Below are 16,605 nucleotides of genomic sequence, written 5' to 3'. Positions count from 1 at the left end.
CCACGCCCGTCTCACTCACTGTCGTTCGTTCGACGCGCGTGGCGTAGTCCCCCTCGCTCCCTACGGTCGCTCGCGGGACTCCCGCCACGCCCGTTTTCCGACCGAATGAAGCGACGTCGAAAACGGTTACCGGCGATTCGGACCGGACCGAGACTCGCTTCGCTCGTCTCGTAGGGTTCGAATCCCGCCACGGCCGGTAGCCACACGGACCGTCTCCGGGACGCCACGCTGCACAGTTGTTTTGTCGACGGGGGTCGTCCGCCCGGACATGTCGACGGACCCCGGACCTGTCGAGAGCGAGGTACTGGACCGGTTGGAGCGGCGTTCCCCGGCCGCGATAGCGGACACGAACCACGGGGGCGTGAGAACGCTGGCTCCCGGGATCGACCCCGTCCACGCCGACTGCGCGTTCGCCGGGACGGTACGGACCGTCGTCCTCGACCCGGACGCGCTCTGGGCGCCCGTCGGGACCCTCGACGCCGCCCGCGAGGACGAGGTCGTGGTGGTCGACGCCGACGAGAGCGTCGACGAGGCCATCTGGGGCGAGTTGCTCTCGTCGTACGCGAGCGAGCAGGGCGTGAGGGGCATGGTCACCGACGGCGCGGTTCGGGACGTCTCCGGGATACGGGAGCTTGGATTCCCCGCCTTCGCACGGGAGGTCACGCCACGCGGCCCGAGCGGGGACGCGGCGGTCGAGCGAGACGTCCGGGTCACCGTCGGCGGCGCGTCGATGGCGCCCGGCGACGTCCTCGTCGGCGACGAGTCCGGGGTGGTCGTGATCGACCGCGACGCCGTCGAGGACGTCGCCGCGGAGGCGGACGCGGTGGATCGCAAGGAACGCCAGGTGGAGCGCCTGATCGACGACGGAAACTCGCTCGAACGGGCGTTCGAGGACGCCGGGATGGGCTAGCCGGGGTGACGCTCACTCCGGCGAGGAGAACGACGCCGGCGAGGCGGTGTGGACGAAGGTGACGCCGTCGAACACGGCGTCCGGCGAGACCGGCAACGGGACGGCGCCGCGTTTCGCCGCCCGAGGGACCGAGAACTGCACCGTCGAGATGTCGTCGAGCAGGGCGTCGACCTGCGGCCGGTCGCTGGCGGCGTCGAAATCCAGGAAGAGGTGCGAGTGTTCCACCTCGGCGAGAGTCGCCGCGAGCGTTCCCTCGACCGGACCGTCGAGGTCGTACGTCTCGAACGCCTCCCGGTGCGATCCGGTCGGTGCCGCGAAGGTACCGGTGCCGAACAGCATCCCGAGGGAGTAGTAGTCGTCGCCGAACTCGTCGGAGAGGTGTTGGCCCATCCGGGTGGCGCCGTCCCCGCCGTCGTTGCGCATCGTGTGATTGGAGTTGCCGAGGACGACGGCGCGATCCGAGCCGGTCCACTCGCGGAGCCACGCGACGTTGTTCGCCATGGCCGCGTCGCGGATGCTCTTGCCACGCGTGTAGTTCTCGGCCTGCAGCTCCGCCTGGAACCGAAGTGCGCGTTCGAGCGTCCGGACGTGCCGGCGAGCCAGTCGCCAGGCAGACTCCGAACTCGCCGCCACGTACTCGCGTCGGTGGGTCCGCAACCGCTCCCGGAGGGCGTCGAGCAGCGCCAGCCGCTCGTCGGTCACGAACTCGACTTCGTGACGCTCGTAGAGGGGTTCCGTCAGCGGCGTCAGGTCGGCCTCGACGTCGTCCAGATACGCCGGATCGACCCGCGCCAGGTAGTCCCGGATCGCCGTCGCGTTCACGTCGAAGAACTGGGCGTCGTACCCGTGGACGACCGCCCGATCCCCCGCCGGGCGGCCGGCGTTCCACTCCCGGAGCCACTCGAAGAGCCGACGGATGCCGTCGGCCTTCCAGAAGTAGAATTCGAGCGACGCCATCGCCTCGTCGAGGGTCACGTCGCCGCCGGTGACGTACTCGTTCACGGGCGCGAACTCGCCGAGCGTCCCCTCGACGGCGACGAGGCGATAGCCGTGCTCGCTCACCAGTCGGGGCACCAACAGCTCGGGGATGGTCTTGAACTCCGCGACGCCGTGGGAGTTCTCGCCGATGCCGACGATTCGGGACTCGGCGAGCCGAGCGGCGACGGTATCGAGGCCGGCGGCCGGCGGCGTCAGTTCGAAGGGGACGGCCACCCGCTCGACGGCGTCGACGACCGCGCGCTCGTCGGCGGCGGTCGTCCGCTCGGGCGTCGGCGTCCCGGTGTCCGTCGCCGTCTCGGTGCGGGTCGTCGTCTCGGGCGTCGCCGTACCGCCGTCCCCGTCGCCCGCACACCCAGCGAGGGCGCCGGTGCCGACGGCCAGGGCGACGAATCGACGGCGGGAGAGGTGGCGTTTGGAGGGCATCGGAGGTCCGTTCGCAGTTGACCGCAGCCGGTAGAAAGGACCTACGATGTGCTGCAGAACCTGAGACGGGAGTGGCTCGGCCGACGGCTCCGATCAATAGGTATATACGTGGCTCCGGGCAAGAATGGATCGACGTGTCCCGGTAGGGTAGTGGACTATCCTCTTGGCTTCCGGAGCCAGGGACCGGCGTTCAAATCGCCGCCGGGACGCTCACTTCGTTCGCTCCCGACGAGCCCCACGCTCGCATCCGCTCGCGTGGGACGCCGCCGGGACGTTTCTACCGACACTACGACGCCGAGCGACAGCGAGGCGTCCGTGTCGGTAGAAACGGACGACGTCGCGATTTGAGCAGGCGAGACGCAGCGGCCGAGCGGAGCGAGGCCGACCGTCTCGGCGAGTTCAAATCGCCGCCGGGACGCTCACTTCGTTCGTTCCCGCCGAGCCCCACGCTCGCATCCGCTCGCGTGGAACGCCCCCGGGACGCTCACTTCGTTCGCTCCCGACGAGCCCCACGCCCGCATCCGCTCGCGTGGAACGCCCCCGGGACGTTCTCCCGACACCACGACGCGATCGTCAGCCCACGACGCATCGAACGTGTGCGTATTGTACACGGCTAAAGACATTTCCGAGTTCGCGACGAAGGGCACCCATGCGCACGCTTCGGGAGGTGAACAGGCGGCTGCTCGACGCCATCGAGGAGCCACCGGACACCGGTGAGGAACAGCGACTCGACAGGCTCGCCGCGACCCTCTGGGCCCGCGCCCAGAGCGGACAGGGGCTGGATCCGGGATCCCTCTGTCGGGTGCGATACAAGCTGCTGGACATCGCCGAGGCGACACACGCGGAGCGGGCGAGACACCTCGAACGGGCCCGCGATCTGCTCGCCCGGTACGCCGCCGAGGGGTCGGCGGAGCGCCCCGAGTGACGTGTCCGACCGTCCGTCTCCCGGGAGCGACGGGTCGACGACCCACTCCTCGACGGTGAGGGATCGCGCCCTCCCGCTGGCGGCGGTCACCGGACTGGCCGTCGGTGCCGTCGTGTACGGGGGTCTCGTGGCCGCTCCGTTCGTGGCGCTGGGGACGGCGACGGTGTACGCCGGCGCGGCGTACTTCTATCTGGCCTACGATCTGTCGCTCGGCGCCACGGCCGTCGAGTTCGACGACCGGACGGACAAGCTCGGCTACGCCGTCGGCCTGTTCGGGGTGAGCGTGAGCCCGCTGGCGCTGGCGGGACAGTACGGCGGCGACCGGGTCGTGTTCGTCGTCTGGATCACGGGCGTCGTCGCCTTCCTCCTGTTCGCCCCGCGGGCGGACGACCGCGGCGCGTGAGCGGGGTCAGCGGCCTCCGTGCCGCCGATGTAGTGAGATTTATGCGGGAGTAGAGGTGAGGATTGCCGAAGAATGCTTGGAGCCATCAAGCGCGAGCTATTCGAGGGCTTACGCGGCGCGGTAACCGACGCGGGCTACGACCGCGACGTGGAGCCCTCGGCCGTCGAACTGGAGGCGTTCGACGACGAGGAGAAAGGCGAGTTCTCGTCCGCCATCTCCTTCGCCATCGCGGCGGACGCCGGCGCGAACCCGATGGCCGTCGCCGAGAAACTGGCCGAGGGCCACCGGGAACGGGGCCTGCCGGACGGCGTCGCCTCGGTCACGGTCGTGAACGGGCACATCAACTACCACCTCGACGTCGAGCGGATGGCTCGGCGGACGCTCGCGACCATCGACGCGGAGGGGTCGGCGTACGGGTCACGGGAGCGCGAGGACCCCGACCGGATCGTCGCCGACGTCTCCTCGCCGAACATCGCCAAGCCGCTCCACGTGGGTCACCTGCGCAACACCATCCTCAGCGACGCGCTCATGAACGTCCTGGAGGAGCGGGGCCACGACGTGACCCGCGACAACCACCTCGGCGACTGGGGGACGCAGTTCGGTAACCTGCTCCACGAGTACGTCGAGTTCGGCGACGAGGCGGCGTTCGAGGCCGACCCCATCGCCCACCTGCTAGACCTCTACCAGCAGTTCGAGCGGCGCGACGGCCTGCTCGAGGACGTCGAGGAGTTCGGCGCGCTGACCGAGGGGTTCGCGGCGTCGGTCGCCGAGGAGCGGGCGTACCACGTCGACGACGGCAAGGAGTGGTTCGCGCGCCTCGAGCGCGGCGACGAGGCGGCCGTCGAGCGCTGGGAGCGGTTCCGCGAGGCGAGCATCGAGCGCTTCGAGGCCATCTACGCGGAACTCGGCGTCGACTTCGACTGCTGGCTGGGCGAGAGCTTCTACGCCCGCGAGGGCTGGAACGACCTGGTCGTCGAGAAGGCCCTCGAAGACGACGTGGCGATGCGCGGTCCGGACGGCTCGGTCTTCATCCCCATCTACGACGACGACTACGAGGACGCGGGCGATCCGGCGGCCGCACACGTCGACCCGTCGCTGGACCGCGCCCGGGAGATGCTCGAGGAAGCCGGGAGCGTCGAGGACGCCGGCTTCGACGCCTTCTACATCGTCAAGTCGGACGGCTCGACGGTGTACGGGACACGCGACCTGGCGACCATCGAGTACCGCGTCAGCGAGTTCGACGCCGACCAGTCGGTGTACGTCGTCGCCAGCGAGCAGAACCGCTACTTCCAGCAGTTGTTCGTCGCGGCGCGCAAGATGGGGTACGACGAGGTGCGCCTCGAACACATCGACTACGGCATGATCAGCCTGCCCGAGGGGAGCATGTCGACCCGGGGCGGACAGATCGTCACGGTCCGCGAGGTGCTCGACGCGGCCCGGGAGCGCGCCCGCGACATCGTCGAGGAGAAGGGCCGCAACGTCGACCCCGAGGAGGTGGACGCCATCGCCCGGAAGATCGCGCTCGCGACGGTCAAGTACGGGATGGTCGCCTCGAACCGCGGGAAGGACATCACCTTCGACATCGACGAGGCGGTGTCGCTGGAGGGCGACACCGGCCCCTACGTCCAGTACGCCACCACCCGTGCGTACAGCATCCTCGAGTCGGCCGAGCGGGTCCCGGCCGTCGAGGCGGTCGATCCGTCGGCGTTCAACGACACGGACCACAACCTGCTCTACCACCTCGGTCGCTACCCGCTCGTCCTCGAACGCTGCGAGGAGCGCTACGACGCCGCGCCGCTGGCTCGCTACCTGCTCGACCTGGCGCACGTGTTCAACTCCTTCTACCACAAGAACCGGGTTCTCGACGCGGAGACGGCGGCCGAGGAGCGCCTCGTCCTGACCGACGCCACCGCGCAGGTGTTCGAGAACGGGCTGGAACTGCTCGGCATCGAGACGCTCGCCGAGATGTAGCCGCCGGGGGGCTTTTCCCCCGTCGCCTCGACCCCCCGACGTGTTCCGACGCGACCGCTTGCTTCCCGTCCTGCTGGCCGCCGTCCTCCTGAGCGCCGGCTGCGTGAGCGTGACGCCCAGTGTCGACGTGGAGACGGCGGCCGAGTCGACGGCGACGCCCGAGAGCGGCACGACGGTCCGCGTGACCGACGTCGTCGACGGTGACACGGTCGACGTCCGATTCCCGGGCGGTCGGACGGACACGGTGCGGTTGCTGGGCGTCGACACGCCGGAGGTCCACGTCGAGACCGACCCCGCGGAGTTCGAGGGGGTGCCCGACACCGAGGCGGGGCGGACCTGCCTCCGGCGGCACGGGGAGGCGGCGACTGCCTTCGCGACCGACCGCCTCGCCGACCGGCGCGTGACGCTTCGCTTCGACGACGCCGCCGGCCGGCGCGGCGGCTACGACCGACTGCTCGCCTACGTCATCGTCGACGGCGAGTCGTTCAACGCGGCGTTGCTCGAACGGGGACACGCCCGGCTCTACGACTCGTCGTTCCGTGAACGGGAGCGATACGCCGCGCTCGAACGCACGGCCAGAACCGAGCGGCGTGGCCTCTGGTCGTGTGTGGCCTGAAGAAGCTCCGACGCCGGGAATAGGGGGAATGGGGGTGTTGGAGCGTGTGACCCCCGGCGTCACTACGGGCTCCTCGCACATGAGTGTCGGGGCGTCCCGTCGACGGAGTATTACTATTGCACATTCACAAAGACTTTAGTATAACCAGAAAATATGTCCCGGCGAGGATGACACCCACAGGGTCCCTGACGGTGGAGGCGGGCGAACGGACGGCGTGGGTCCGTGGGGCGGTGGGTCGATGACGGCGACGAAGGCCGGACTCGCCGGGCAGTTGGCGGTCGTCGCCGGCTTCGAGAACCCGCAGGCCGCCCTCGAACAGTACCCGACACCGCCGGAACTGGCCGCGCACGTCGTCCACGTGGCGGACCTCAACGGCGACATCGAGGGGCGAACCGTCCTCGACCTCGGCGCGGGGACGGGCATGTTCACGCTCGGGGCGGCGCTGCGCGGCCCCGACCGCGCGGTCGGCGTGGAGATCGACCGCGACGCCCTCGACATCGCCCGCGAGAACCGACGGCGGGTCGGGACGCGCACGGAGATTCACTGGGTGCAGGCCGACGCCACCCGCGCGCCGCTGTGTCCGGACGGCCCCACGACGGTCGTCATGAACCCGCCTTTCGGCGCACAGGAGGGGAACGAACACGCAGACCGCGCCTTTCTGGCGACCGCCGCGGACGTCGCCGACGTCTCCTACTCGGTCCACAACGCCGGCAGCCGGGAGTTCGTCGAGGCCTTCGCCGCCGACAACGGCGGCGAGGTGACTCACGCCTTCGCGGCGCAGTTCGACCTCGACCGCCAGTTCGACCACCACGCCGCCGACAGACGGGAGATCGACACGGAAGTGTTCCGGATCGAGTGGGACTGAACTACTCGTAGGTCTCCCGTCTCGCCACCCGGACTCGCGTCGCGCCGTTGATCGCGTAGACCCGTCCCTCGGCGTTGGCGAACTCCAGGCCACCGATCGACGCCGTCTCGTTGACCGCGGGCATGGGTCCCGTAGCCGACCGATTCCCCAGCGAGACGTTGAGTCGGAAGCCCGTCCGCGTCGCCTCCACGGAGACGTTGCGCCCGGCGATCACGGGGTCGGCCCGCACCGACGGCGAGGTGTAGGCGGTCACGTTCCGGCCGTCGTGGGAGAGTCGGACCCGGTAGACCGTGCCGCCGCCGATGGCGTTCCACCCCGTCCGCTGGACGCGGACCGAGTCCCGCCAGCCGACGCCGCCGAGTCGAACGCGGGTCGTCCCCGTGAAGTCGAGTCGGCCCTTCGAGACGGCGGTCATCCAGATGCCGCGGTCGCGGTTCCTGACGATCACCCCCGACGTGTTGACCCGCGTCGTCTCGCCGAACGCCTCCACGTCGACGACCGACACCATCCCGTTGGGCACGTCCTCGGCGTAGGTCACCTCGTAGCCCCGAACCGTGATCGGGTCGTCCTGTCCCGGCAGGTCGCCGGACTGGGCCGTCATCAGGTTGACGGGGACCGCAGGGCCGGCCAGCGCCGCCGTACAGAGCAACAGGACCGTCGCGCCGATCCGCCACCGCGGAACGGCCCGCACCGCGTCCGGGCGCTCGGGCATCGACACGAGCGGGCGGGCCGACGCCGCCACCGTGCCGGCCACCAGCGTCGCGAGCAGGATCACCAGCGCGAACCCCGCCGCGCGGTAGAGGACGTACGTCTCGCCGCCGCGGTACCAGTACACCGCCCACAGCGACTGGGCGACGGAGAACAGGACGACGCCGACGGCGACCCTGGCGGCCGAGGGCCGCTCCGTCGCCTGCCTCCGCACGACCCACACGCCGAGGAGGATTCCGGCGAGGAGGCCGATGGCGTGGCCCTGGATCGCGATGTCGGCCCACCAGGGCGAGGAGTACGAGGGACCGGCGCTCGCCGACACCGTGGGGTTCCGGAACGCGGCGTAGAGCGTCCGAACGCCGTTGCCGGCGGTGACGGCGACCACCGCCGTGATCGGGTAGCGGACCAGCGCGAACCCCGCGAAGGCGAAGACGACGCCCGAGAAGCCGATGACGGGGCCGATGGCGAAGGCCGCAGTGAACAGGCCGACGGCGACGACCGCGCCCGGGAAGATCACGAACGCCCGCACGTACGGGTCGGTGAGTGGCGACGTGAACGTCTGTGACCCCCGCTTTCGGGGAAAGTGTCCCCACGCGTACTCCGCGAGGGGGGCGAGCACCACCGTCCCGACGAGGTTACCGAGCAGATGCCCCGGCCCGGAGTGGGCGAACCCCGCGGTCACCATCCCCAGCGGGTAGAAGTACGACCACGCCCGGAAGGGGATGGTGACCGGCGCGTACCAGTGGTCCCATCCCCCCTGAACGAACAGATACACCGCCAGGACGACGCCGACGGAGACGAGCGTTCCCCACGGGACGCCGAGGACGAACCGCGAGCGAAGGCGCCCGCCCCACCGACCGCGGGGGCGGTCAAGCGCGAAGACGACGACCACGGCGAGAAGCGCCGAGAGGAGGAGCGCGGATCGAAAGAGGGTCGCCGCATCCGGGAGGCCGAGCATGTCCCCCGTTCACGCCCCGTCGGTAATGAATCCGACGGGCAACGGCGTGGTGGTCGCTACGGGAGTCACCCGGTGCCCGGCGTCGGCGGTTACAGCTTGTTCTCGGCGTCCTCGGCGAGTTCGGCCATCCGCTTGCCGACTCGCCCGGCGTCCGAGAACTCGTCCTCGCTCATCGCCGTCGCCAGCGCGTTGCCGAGGACGAACACCGCGTGTTTGTGTTCGCTCTTGGACTTGTGGACGTGCGAGGGGTCGACGCTCAGGGATTCGTACGGGTCGAAGATGCTCTCGTCGACCGACTCCTGGCTCCGGAAGTAGTTCATGATCGTCACCATCTGTTCGTGCAGTTCGAGGAGTTCTTCCTTGTGCATACACCCGCGTACGGACGTAGGCCGGTTAAGGATTATTGCGTCAGGCTCCCATGCGCGCCCGAGAAGCCGTCCCGTCGCGGCGATCAGAACACGTACTCGTCCTCGTGACCCATCATGCCCTCGTCCTCGAACCCGGGCTCTTCCTCCTCGATCGGACCGCTCGTCTTGTACGCCCGCAGTCCCGTCGAGAGCAGTTCCTGGATGGCCTCCTCCCGGTTGACGAACTCACCCTGCTCGATCAGTTGAGCGATCTGCATCTCCAGATGTTCCGGGACGGTTATTTCCACGTTCGGCATTTGAACGTTCGTCGCTTTGGAAGGGCCGTATTTAAATTCTGCGGGGGCTGGTTCGGTGTTCGATAACTCAGTGTTCCTCGATACGAGTAATTTCACCGGCAGTACGAACTGTAGTTTCGGATTCGTGTAATCAGCCGACACGGCGACGCCGTCGGCGCGCCGGGCGGGACCCCATCGGAGCCGGGAGCATCGAGCCGGCACGGGGCTGGTGCGACCGTCGGCCGGTAGTCCGCTCCGCGTTCGGTAGTGACTTACGGAGGACGCCACCAGCAAGAGCATGGTCGAGGATCGGACGGAGCTCTACCGGGAGTTCGGCGACGAGCGTCTGCCCCCGGGCCAGCATCGCACGGAGTCGTTTCCCGTACTCTCGAAGGGGAACGTCCCGCGAGTCACCCGCGAGGAGTGGTCGCTCTCGGTGCGCGGCGCCGTCGAGGATCCCGTCACCCTCGACTGGGAGGCGTTCACCGACCTCGGCGTCGAGACGCAGCGACAGGACTTCCACTGCGTGACCGGGTGGAGTCGCTTCGACTGTGCGTTCACCGGAGTGTCGCTCGCCACGGTCGCGGACCACGTCGGCGTCGAGTCGGACGCGGTCCACGTCCGCTTTCACGCCGCCGACGACTACACGACCGACCTCCCGCTCGACGACGCGCTCCGCCCGGAGACGCTTCTCGCCTTCGAGTTCGACGGCGACCCCTTGCCGCGGGACCACGGCGGCCCCGTCCGGGTCGTCACGCCCCACAAGTACGCGTACAAGGGGGCGAAGTGGGTGACGGGCGTCGAGTTTCACACCGAACCGGTTCGGGGGTTCTGGGAGAAGCGTGGCTACTCCGTGACGGCGAACCCCTGGCGCGAGGAACGCTACGGATAGTTAGGTAAAAGAGTGCGGCGTCCTCACGGACTTATAATGGGTGTCCCGCGAAGCGACGAGGCGGGAGCGCGTCTCGTCAGTCGGTCGATCAGGGCGTCGGTCCCCTCGCTCCGCGCCGCCCTCGACGCGCTGCCGGCGCCGCGGACGTTCTGGACCGCCCCCGACGAGGCGACGGTCGTCGCCGGCGGCGTCGCCGCCGCCATCACCGCCGACGGCCGGGACCGGTTCGCCGCGATCCGGGAGGGCGTCGACCGGGTGTTGCGCTCGGGCGACGTCCACGCCGGCACCGAGGCGGCCTGTCCCCGCCTGTTCGGCGGCTTCGCCTTCCACGACGACTCCGGCGACGACGACGTGTGGGCCGACTTCCCCGGCGCGCGCTTCGTCCTCCCGCGCGTGCAGGTGACCGAGACGGATCGTGGGACGTGGCTGACCGTCAACGCCGTCGGTCCCGACGCGACGGCCGACGCCGTCGAGGACCGCCTCGACGAGGAGCGCGAGCGACTGGCCGGCCTGGACGCGTTCGACCCCGGCCCGCCGCCCGAAATCGTCTCGCGGACGCGGACGACCCCCCGGGCCGACTGGCGGGAGTCAGTCGAGGCCGCCGTCGAGCGCATCCGCGACGGCGACCTCCGGAAGGTCGTCCTCGCGCAGGCGCTCGAGGTGACCCTCGACCGGCCGCTCTCGGTGCCCGACGTGCTCGCCCGCCTCGGCTCGACGTACCCCGACTGCTACCGGTTCCTCGTCGAACCGACCCCCGATCCCGACCGGCCGAGTTTCTTCGGCGCCACGCCCGAACGCCTGGTGGGACTCCACGGCCGGACGGTCACGACGGGCGCGCTCGCCGGCACGACCGGTCGGGGCGACACGCCCGCCGAGGACGACTGGCTGGCCGAGGAGCTGCTCGGAGACGAGAAGAACGTCCACGAACACGAACTCGTCGCGGAGACCATCCGCGAACAGCTGGCGCCGTTCGCGTCCTCGATCACGGCCGGCGAGCGCCGCGTCCGCCGGCTGGAGACGGTCCAGCACCTCTCGACCCCCATCACGGCGACGCTGGACCGCGACGCGCACGTCCTCGACCTGGTCGAGGCGCTGCACCCGACGCCCGCCGTGGGGGGGCTGCCGCCCGAGCGCGCGCTGGCGACCATCCGCGAGACGGAGCCGTTCGACCGCGGGTGGTACGCCGCGCCGGTCGGCTGGGTCGACGCCGCCGGCAACGGTACCTTCGCGGTCGCCATCCGCTCGGCGCTCTCGCGGGACACCTCGACGACGCTCTTCGCCGGCGTCGGGGTCGTCGCCGACTCCGACCCCGACCGGGAGTGGGACGAAGTGCAACTGAAGTACCGACCGATCCTCGACGAACTCGAACGATGAGCGCGCCGAACCGGAACGCCCTCTGGGGGCGGGCGCTGGTCGACGAACTCGCGCGTGCCGGCGTCGACGCCGTCGTCGTCTCGCCGGGCAGTCGCTCCACGCCCCTGGTCACCGCCGTCGCCGAACACGACGACCTGCGGGCCTTCTCCGTCCTCGACGAGCGCTCGGCCGCGTACTTCGCGCTCGGCCGCGCGAGGCGAACGGGTGAGGTGACGCCGCTGATCTGCACCTCGGGCACCGCGGCGGCGAACTACCACCCCGCGGTCGTCGAGGCCGACCGGGGGCGGGTCCCGCTGCTCCTCCTCACCGCCGACCGCCCGCCCGAACTCCACGACAGCGGCGCCAACCAGACCGTCGATCAGGAGAAACTCTACGGCGACGCCGTCCGCTGGTACGCCGACCTGCCCGAACCCGAAGCCGAGGCGCGGAAGCTCCGCTCGCTGCGGACGACCGCCGCCCGCGCCGTCGCCGAGGCGACGGGGACCCCCTCGGGACCGGTCCACCTCAACTGCCGGTTCCGGAAGCCGCTGGAGCCGACGCCCGTCGAGGGCGACGTGCCCCCGGATCTCGACCCCCTCGCCGCGGCCGGCCGCGACGACGACCGACCGTTCGTGAAGACGACCGCGGGGACGCCGCAACTGGATCGGGCCGACCTCCGGCCGCTCGTCGAGGCGCTGTCGGTGGGGCGCGGCCTGATCGTCGCCGGCCCCGCGGACCCGCCGGGCGTCGACCCGGAGGCGGTCACCGCCCTCGCACACGCGACGGGCTTTCCGATCCTCGCGGACCCGCTCTCGGGGCTGCGGTTCGGCGGCCACACCCGCGTGACGACGACCGTCGGCGGCTACGACGGCTACCTCGACCCCCGTGTGACCGACGACTGGCCCGACCCCGAGGCGGTCCTCCGGATCGGCGCCTCGCCCACCTCGAAGCGCCTCCGGACGTACCTGTCCCGGACCGACGCGCGGCAGTTCGTCGTCGACCCCGCGGGCGGGTGGCGCGAGGCGGCGTTCCGGGCGACCGACCTCGTGGTCGCGGACCCCTCCCGGCTCGCGGCCCGCCTCGCGGAACTCGTCGCCGGTCCGGACGACCCCGGGTGGCGCGAGCGGTGGGCCGAGGCCGACCGGGTCCACCGGGACGTCGTCGGCGACGCGACGGGCGACGGCGACGGCGGCTACTTCGAGGGGGCCGTCCTCGCGGACGTGGCCGACCTCGCGCCCGAACCGTCGACGCTCGTCGTCTCGAACTCGAACCCCGTCCGCGACGCCGACCGGTACGCCGGGCCGGCGGCCGCGAACTACACCGTCCTCGGCAACCGCGGGGCTTCGGGCATCGACGGCGTCGTCTCCACCGGCTTCGGCGCCGGGAGCGCCACGACCGACGGCCTCACGCTCGTCGTCGGCGACCTGGCGTACCACCACGACGGCAACGGCCTGCTGTCGGCGCTCCGGTGCGCCGTCGACGCGACGGTCGTGTTGGTGAACAACGACGGCGGCGGCATCTTCCATCGCCTCCCCATCGAGTCGTTCGATCCCCCCTTCACCGAGTCGTTCCGGACGCCACACGGCCTCGACTTCGAGCCGACGGCCGACCTCTACGACCTCGACCACGCGGCCGTCGACGACCGCGAGGGCTTCCGGGCGGCGTACGCCGACGCCGTCGCCACCGACGGCACGGAGGTGATCGAGGTGCGGACGGACGCCGAGGCGAGCCAGCGGACGCGGGAGCGTCTGGTCGAGGAGACGGTGGCCGAACTGGTCGAGTGACCGGGATTTATTGAACCGCCGGTACCACTCCTCGCCGATGCCCTCCACCCGCCCGACCTGGACGCTCCCAGTCGTCGCCGTCGCGCTCCTGGTCTTCCTGTACGCCGTCGCGGTGAGCGATGCCGTCCTCTTCGGCGTCTTCCTCGCGGCCGTCCTCTATCTCGTCGCGTGGCTGCTCGACCGCCTGTCGCCGGGGAATCCCCTCGGGGACATGACCCGGGAGCGACGGCTGGCGACCGGTATCGTCGTCCTGGGCATCCTCGCGTACTCGGTGGTCATCGTGGCGAACGTCCTCCTCGGCGTCCTCGTCTCGGCGACGGTGTTCGTCGTCGCGTGGCTCACCTCGCCGGTCGGCCCCGTCGCACGGTGGCTGGACGGGGTGGCCTGACCTGCACCTTTTTGCGCGCGCCGTCCCCCAGTCGGGGTATGGTTTCCGACCTCTTCGACCCCGACCGGTGGACGGCCGTCACCGACGAGTTCAGTGACGTGACCTACCATCGCGCGGACGACGTGCCGGCGGTGCGGATCGCCATCGACCGGCCCGAGGTGCGCAACGCCTTCCGCCCCCGCACCGTCGACGAACTCTACGCGGCGCTGGATCACGCCCGCCAGCAGGCCGACGTGGGCACGGTCCTTCTGACGGGCAACGGCCCGTCGCCGAAGGACGGCGGCTGGGCCTTCTCCGCGGGCGGCGATCAGGCCATCCGCGGGGAGTCGGGCTACGAGTACCGCGAGGACGAGGCCGGTGACACCGCCGACGGGGCCGACACCGGCGACGCCGAACTCGACGCCGACACGCCGACCGTCGGACGACTCCACGTCCTCGAGGTCCAGCGGCTGATCCGCTTCATGCCCAAACCCGTCGTCGCCGTCGTCCCGGGGTGGGCCGTCGGCGGCGGCCACTCCCTGCACGTCGTCTGTGACCTGACCCTCGCGAGCGAGGAGCACGCGAAGTTCCTCCAGACCGACCCCGACGTCGCCTCCTTCGACGGCGGGTTCGGCTCCGCCTACCTCGCCAGACAGGTCGGCCAGAAGAAGGCACGGGAGATATTCTTCCTCGGCAAGACCTACGACGCCGCGGAGGCGGCGGAGATGGGCATGGTCAACGAGGCGGTGCCCCACGGCGACCTGGAGGACGTCGCCCTGGAGTGGGCCGAGACCATGACGAAAAAGAGCCCGACCGCGATGCGCATGCTGAAGTACGCGTTCAACCTCGTGGACGACGGACTGGTCGGCCAGCAGGTGTTCTCCGGCGAGGCGACCCGGCTGGCGTACATGACCGACGAGGCGAGCGAGGGTCGGGACGCGTTTCTCGACGGCCGGGAGCCGGACTTCTCCGACGTGCCGTGGCACTACTGATGCCACGCGGACGAGCGGAAAGCGAGGGGGTATATGTTCGAAGCCCACACGTGAGAGTAGATGAATCCGAACCGCGTCGACTTTCTCGTCGATCTGGCGTACGGGATCGTCATCCTCTCTTCGGTGGCGCTCATTCTCATCCCCGATGCCGGTACCGGCGTCGGCGTCGCGTTCGGTATCGGGGCACTGATCTCCTACGCGATTCACGTCGTCTGGAAGATGGCTCGATTCGACCCCGAGTGGATGACCCAGGAGGTGACCGAGAAGGTCGAGGAGACGCTCACGGAGGAGATGACCGAGGAAGTGACCGAGGAGGTGACCGAGAGCGTCGAACAGACCGTCGCCGAGGAGGTCACCGAGAAGGTGGAACGGACGGTCACCGAGGAAGTCACCGAGAACGTCGAACGGACCATCTCGGAGGAGGTGGACGACATCATCGAGCAACTGGAGCAGGTGAACGAGCGCGTCGACCGGCGGCCGCGGTCCGATCAGATCGACGCGATGACGAGGGACGACGCCGAGACGACGGAGGAGGAATGAACGCGCCCCGACCGAGACCCGCCGACCGGCCGACTGCCCCGCCCGACCGATGATCGGACCCCTCCTCCTCGTCGGGTTCGCGGTGGCGCTGTTCGTCGGCTTCAACATCGGCGGCTCGAACACCGGGCCGGCGTTCGGCCCGGCGGTCGGCGCGGGCGTCATCTCGAAACTGTTCGCGGGCGCGCTCATGGCCGTCTTCTTCTCGGTCGGCGCGTGGACCATCGGCCGCCGCGTGGTGAACACGCTCGGGCGAGAACTGGTGACCGACCCCGGCGTCTTCACCGTCGAGAGCAGCATCGTCGTCCTCTTTTTCATCGGCGGCGCGCTGTTCGTCGGCAACTACGTCGGCGTCCCGGCCTCCACGTCGATGACGGCCGTCGGCGCCATCGCCGGCCTGGGCGTCGCGGCGGGCGAACTCGACTGGGCCGTCATGGGCGAAATCGCCGTCTGGTGGATCGTCGCCCCCCTCGTCGGCTTCTGGGTCTCGGGCGTCGTCGGCCGCTACTTCTACCCGACGATCAACCGCTGGGTCGCGGTCGAGCAGAGCGACGGCCCGCTCTTGACCCTGGATCGCTCCGGATCGCTCCCGCTCCCGCAGTCGGGGCCGAACACAACCCGCCGGGAGGTGGCGGGAACGACCGTCGTCGTCAGCATCGGCTGTCTGATGGCCTTCTCCTCGGGCACCTCGAACATCGCCAACGCCATCGCGCCGCTGTACGGCGCCGGGATCGATCTGAACCTCCTGATCGTCCTCGGCTGTGCCGCCGTCACCGTCGGCGCCCTCACCATCGCCCGCCGGACGCTCGACACCCTCGGCAACGACATCACCGACCTCCCACTCACCGCGGCCATCGTCGTCGCCGTCATCTCCTCGGGCATCGTCATCGGGCTGTCGGCAATCGGCATCCCCGCCTCCTTCGTCATCATCGCCACCATGTCCATCGTCGGCCTGGGGTGGGGGCGGGCCACCCGCTCCATCACCGTCTCCGAGGGTGTGCGCGGCGAGAAGCGGCCGAACGTCTCCGTCGGCGCGCTCACCACGGAGGACCCGGGCGAGGAGGCGCCGGGCATCGGCGAGGAGGAACCCGAGGACACGCCCAGCGCCGCCGAACTGTTCAACCCCGAGACGACGGGCCGGGTCGTCCTCATGCAGAACGTGGTGCCCATCCTCTCGACGGTCGGCGCGTACGCGACGTTCCGCCTCCTGTTCGCGGTCTGGTGGTGACGAAGCGGCAGTCTTTACGCGATGGCGTCCC

At 70.2% G+C, this 16,605-nt stretch carries 17 protein-coding genes and 1 tRNA gene; 14 read left to right on the top strand and 4 right to left on the bottom strand.

All coding sequences use genetic code 11. The features are described 5' to 3' along the window. The first annotated feature begins 268 nt into the window (after positions 1-268). Positions 269-910 (top strand): RraA family protein, encoded by a 642-nt coding sequence (locus tag NBT67_RS03670; protein WP_251343455.1) that lies wholly within the window; start codon positions 269-271, stop codon positions 908-910. 12 nt (positions 911-922) lie between these two features. Here the strand turns inward: NBT67_RS03670 and NBT67_RS03665 are convergent, their stop codons facing one another. Beyond that, positions 923-2,332, bottom strand: coding sequence for an erythromycin esterase family protein (locus tag NBT67_RS03665; RefSeq protein WP_251343454.1), 1,410 nt, complete (start codon positions 2,330-2,332; stop codon positions 923-925). A 136-nt stretch (positions 2,333-2,468) separates the two neighbouring features. Between NBT67_RS03665 and NBT67_RS03660 the strand changes: the two genes are divergently transcribed. From NBT67_RS03660 to NBT67_RS03635, 6 genes are all read left to right on the top strand, one after another. Further along, positions 2,469-2,541, top strand: a tRNA-Arg gene (locus NBT67_RS03660). Positions 2,542-2,981: 440 nt separating this feature from the next. Continuing rightward, entirely contained in the window at positions 2,982-3,257 is a 276-nt protein-coding gene (locus tag NBT67_RS03655) for a DUF7553 family protein (RefSeq protein ID WP_251343453.1), read from the top strand. 1 nt (position 3,258) lies between these two features. Next, a complete protein-coding gene (locus NBT67_RS03650) occupies positions 3,259-3,660 on the top strand; it encodes a hypothetical protein (RefSeq protein ID WP_251343452.1) in 402 nt (133 codons plus the stop codon). Positions 3,661-3,732: 72 nt separating this feature from the next. Further along, positions 3,733-5,631, top strand: coding sequence for an arginine--tRNA ligase (locus tag NBT67_RS03645; RefSeq protein WP_251343451.1), 1,899 nt, complete (start codon positions 3,733-3,735; stop codon positions 5,629-5,631). A 40-nt stretch (positions 5,632-5,671) separates the two neighbouring features. After that, positions 5,672-6,247 carry a thermonuclease family protein gene (locus tag NBT67_RS03640; protein WP_251343450.1) on the top strand — a complete coding sequence of 192 codons (576 nt, stop codon included), beginning with the start codon at positions 5,672-5,674 and terminating at the stop codon, positions 6,245-6,247. Positions 6,248-6,485: 238 nt separating this feature from the next. After that, entirely contained in the window at positions 6,486-7,112 is a 627-nt protein-coding gene (locus NBT67_RS03635; RefSeq protein ID WP_251343449.1) for an METTL5 family protein, read from the top strand. A 1-nt stretch (position 7,113) separates the two neighbouring features. Here the strand turns inward: NBT67_RS03635 and NBT67_RS03630 are convergent, their stop codons facing one another. From NBT67_RS03630 to NBT67_RS03620, 3 genes are all read right to left on the bottom strand, one after another. Beyond that, complete coding sequence (locus NBT67_RS03630) at positions 7,114-8,778, bottom strand: rhomboid family intramembrane serine protease (protein ID WP_251343448.1); 1,665 nt, start codon at positions 8,776-8,778, stop codon at positions 7,114-7,116. Positions 8,779-8,867: 89 nt separating this feature from the next. After that, positions 8,868-9,146, bottom strand: coding sequence for a UPF0058 family protein (locus NBT67_RS03625; RefSeq protein WP_251330559.1), 279 nt, complete (start codon positions 9,144-9,146; stop codon positions 8,868-8,870). Between the two features lie 83 nt (positions 9,147-9,229). After that, on the bottom strand, positions 9,230-9,442 hold the full coding sequence (locus tag NBT67_RS03620) for a ribbon-helix-helix domain-containing protein (protein WP_049936177.1): 213 nt from the start codon (positions 9,440-9,442) through the stop codon (positions 9,230-9,232). A 277-nt stretch (positions 9,443-9,719) separates the two neighbouring features. Between NBT67_RS03620 and NBT67_RS03615 the strand changes: the two genes are divergently transcribed. From NBT67_RS03615 to NBT67_RS03585, 7 genes are read left to right on the top strand one after another with little or no spacing between them, the layout of a single operon-like run. Next, positions 9,720-10,313: a molybdopterin-dependent oxidoreductase gene (locus NBT67_RS03615; protein ID WP_251343447.1), complete on the top strand. Its 594-nt coding sequence runs from the start codon at positions 9,720-9,722 to the stop codon at positions 10,311-10,313. Between the two features lie 36 nt (positions 10,314-10,349). Then, a complete protein-coding gene (locus NBT67_RS03610; RefSeq protein ID WP_251343446.1) occupies positions 10,350-11,687 on the top strand; it encodes an isochorismate synthase in 1,338 nt (445 codons plus the stop codon). Beyond that, positions 11,684-13,450: a 2-succinyl-5-enolpyruvyl-6-hydroxy-3-cyclohexene-1-carboxylic-acid synthase gene (gene menD / locus NBT67_RS03605; RefSeq protein WP_251343445.1), complete on the top strand. Its 1,767-nt coding sequence runs from the start codon at positions 11,684-11,686 to the stop codon at positions 13,448-13,450. Before NBT67_RS03610 ends, menD begins: the two co-directional genes overlap by 4 nt. Before the next feature lie 37 nt (positions 13,451-13,487). Then, the gene (locus tag NBT67_RS03600; protein WP_251343444.1) at positions 13,488-13,838 is read left to right on the top strand and encodes a hypothetical protein; all 351 of its coding nucleotides are present in this window, start codon (positions 13,488-13,490) and stop codon (positions 13,836-13,838) included. A 38-nt stretch (positions 13,839-13,876) separates the two neighbouring features. Beyond that, positions 13,877-14,809 (top strand): 1,4-dihydroxy-2-naphthoyl-CoA synthase, encoded by a 933-nt coding sequence (locus NBT67_RS03595; RefSeq protein ID WP_251343443.1) that lies wholly within the window; start codon positions 13,877-13,879, stop codon positions 14,807-14,809. Positions 14,810-14,869: 60 nt separating this feature from the next. Next, positions 14,870-15,349 (top strand): hypothetical protein, encoded by a 480-nt coding sequence (locus tag NBT67_RS03590; protein ID WP_251343442.1) that lies wholly within the window; start codon positions 14,870-14,872, stop codon positions 15,347-15,349. A 49-nt stretch (positions 15,350-15,398) separates the two neighbouring features. Next, on the top strand, positions 15,399-16,574 hold the full coding sequence (locus NBT67_RS03585) for an inorganic phosphate transporter (protein ID WP_251343441.1): 1,176 nt from the start codon (positions 15,399-15,401) through the stop codon (positions 16,572-16,574). Positions 16,575-16,605 lie beyond the last annotated feature (31 nt).

The sequence above is a fragment of the Haloplanus sp. GDY1 genome (assembly GCF_023703775.1).
Taxonomy (GTDB): domain Archaea; phylum Halobacteriota; class Halobacteria; order Halobacteriales; family Haloferacaceae; genus Haloplanus; species Haloplanus halophilus.
The sequence above is the reverse complement of the archived record's forward strand: the minus strand, read 5'-3'. Positions and strand labels throughout refer to the sequence as shown.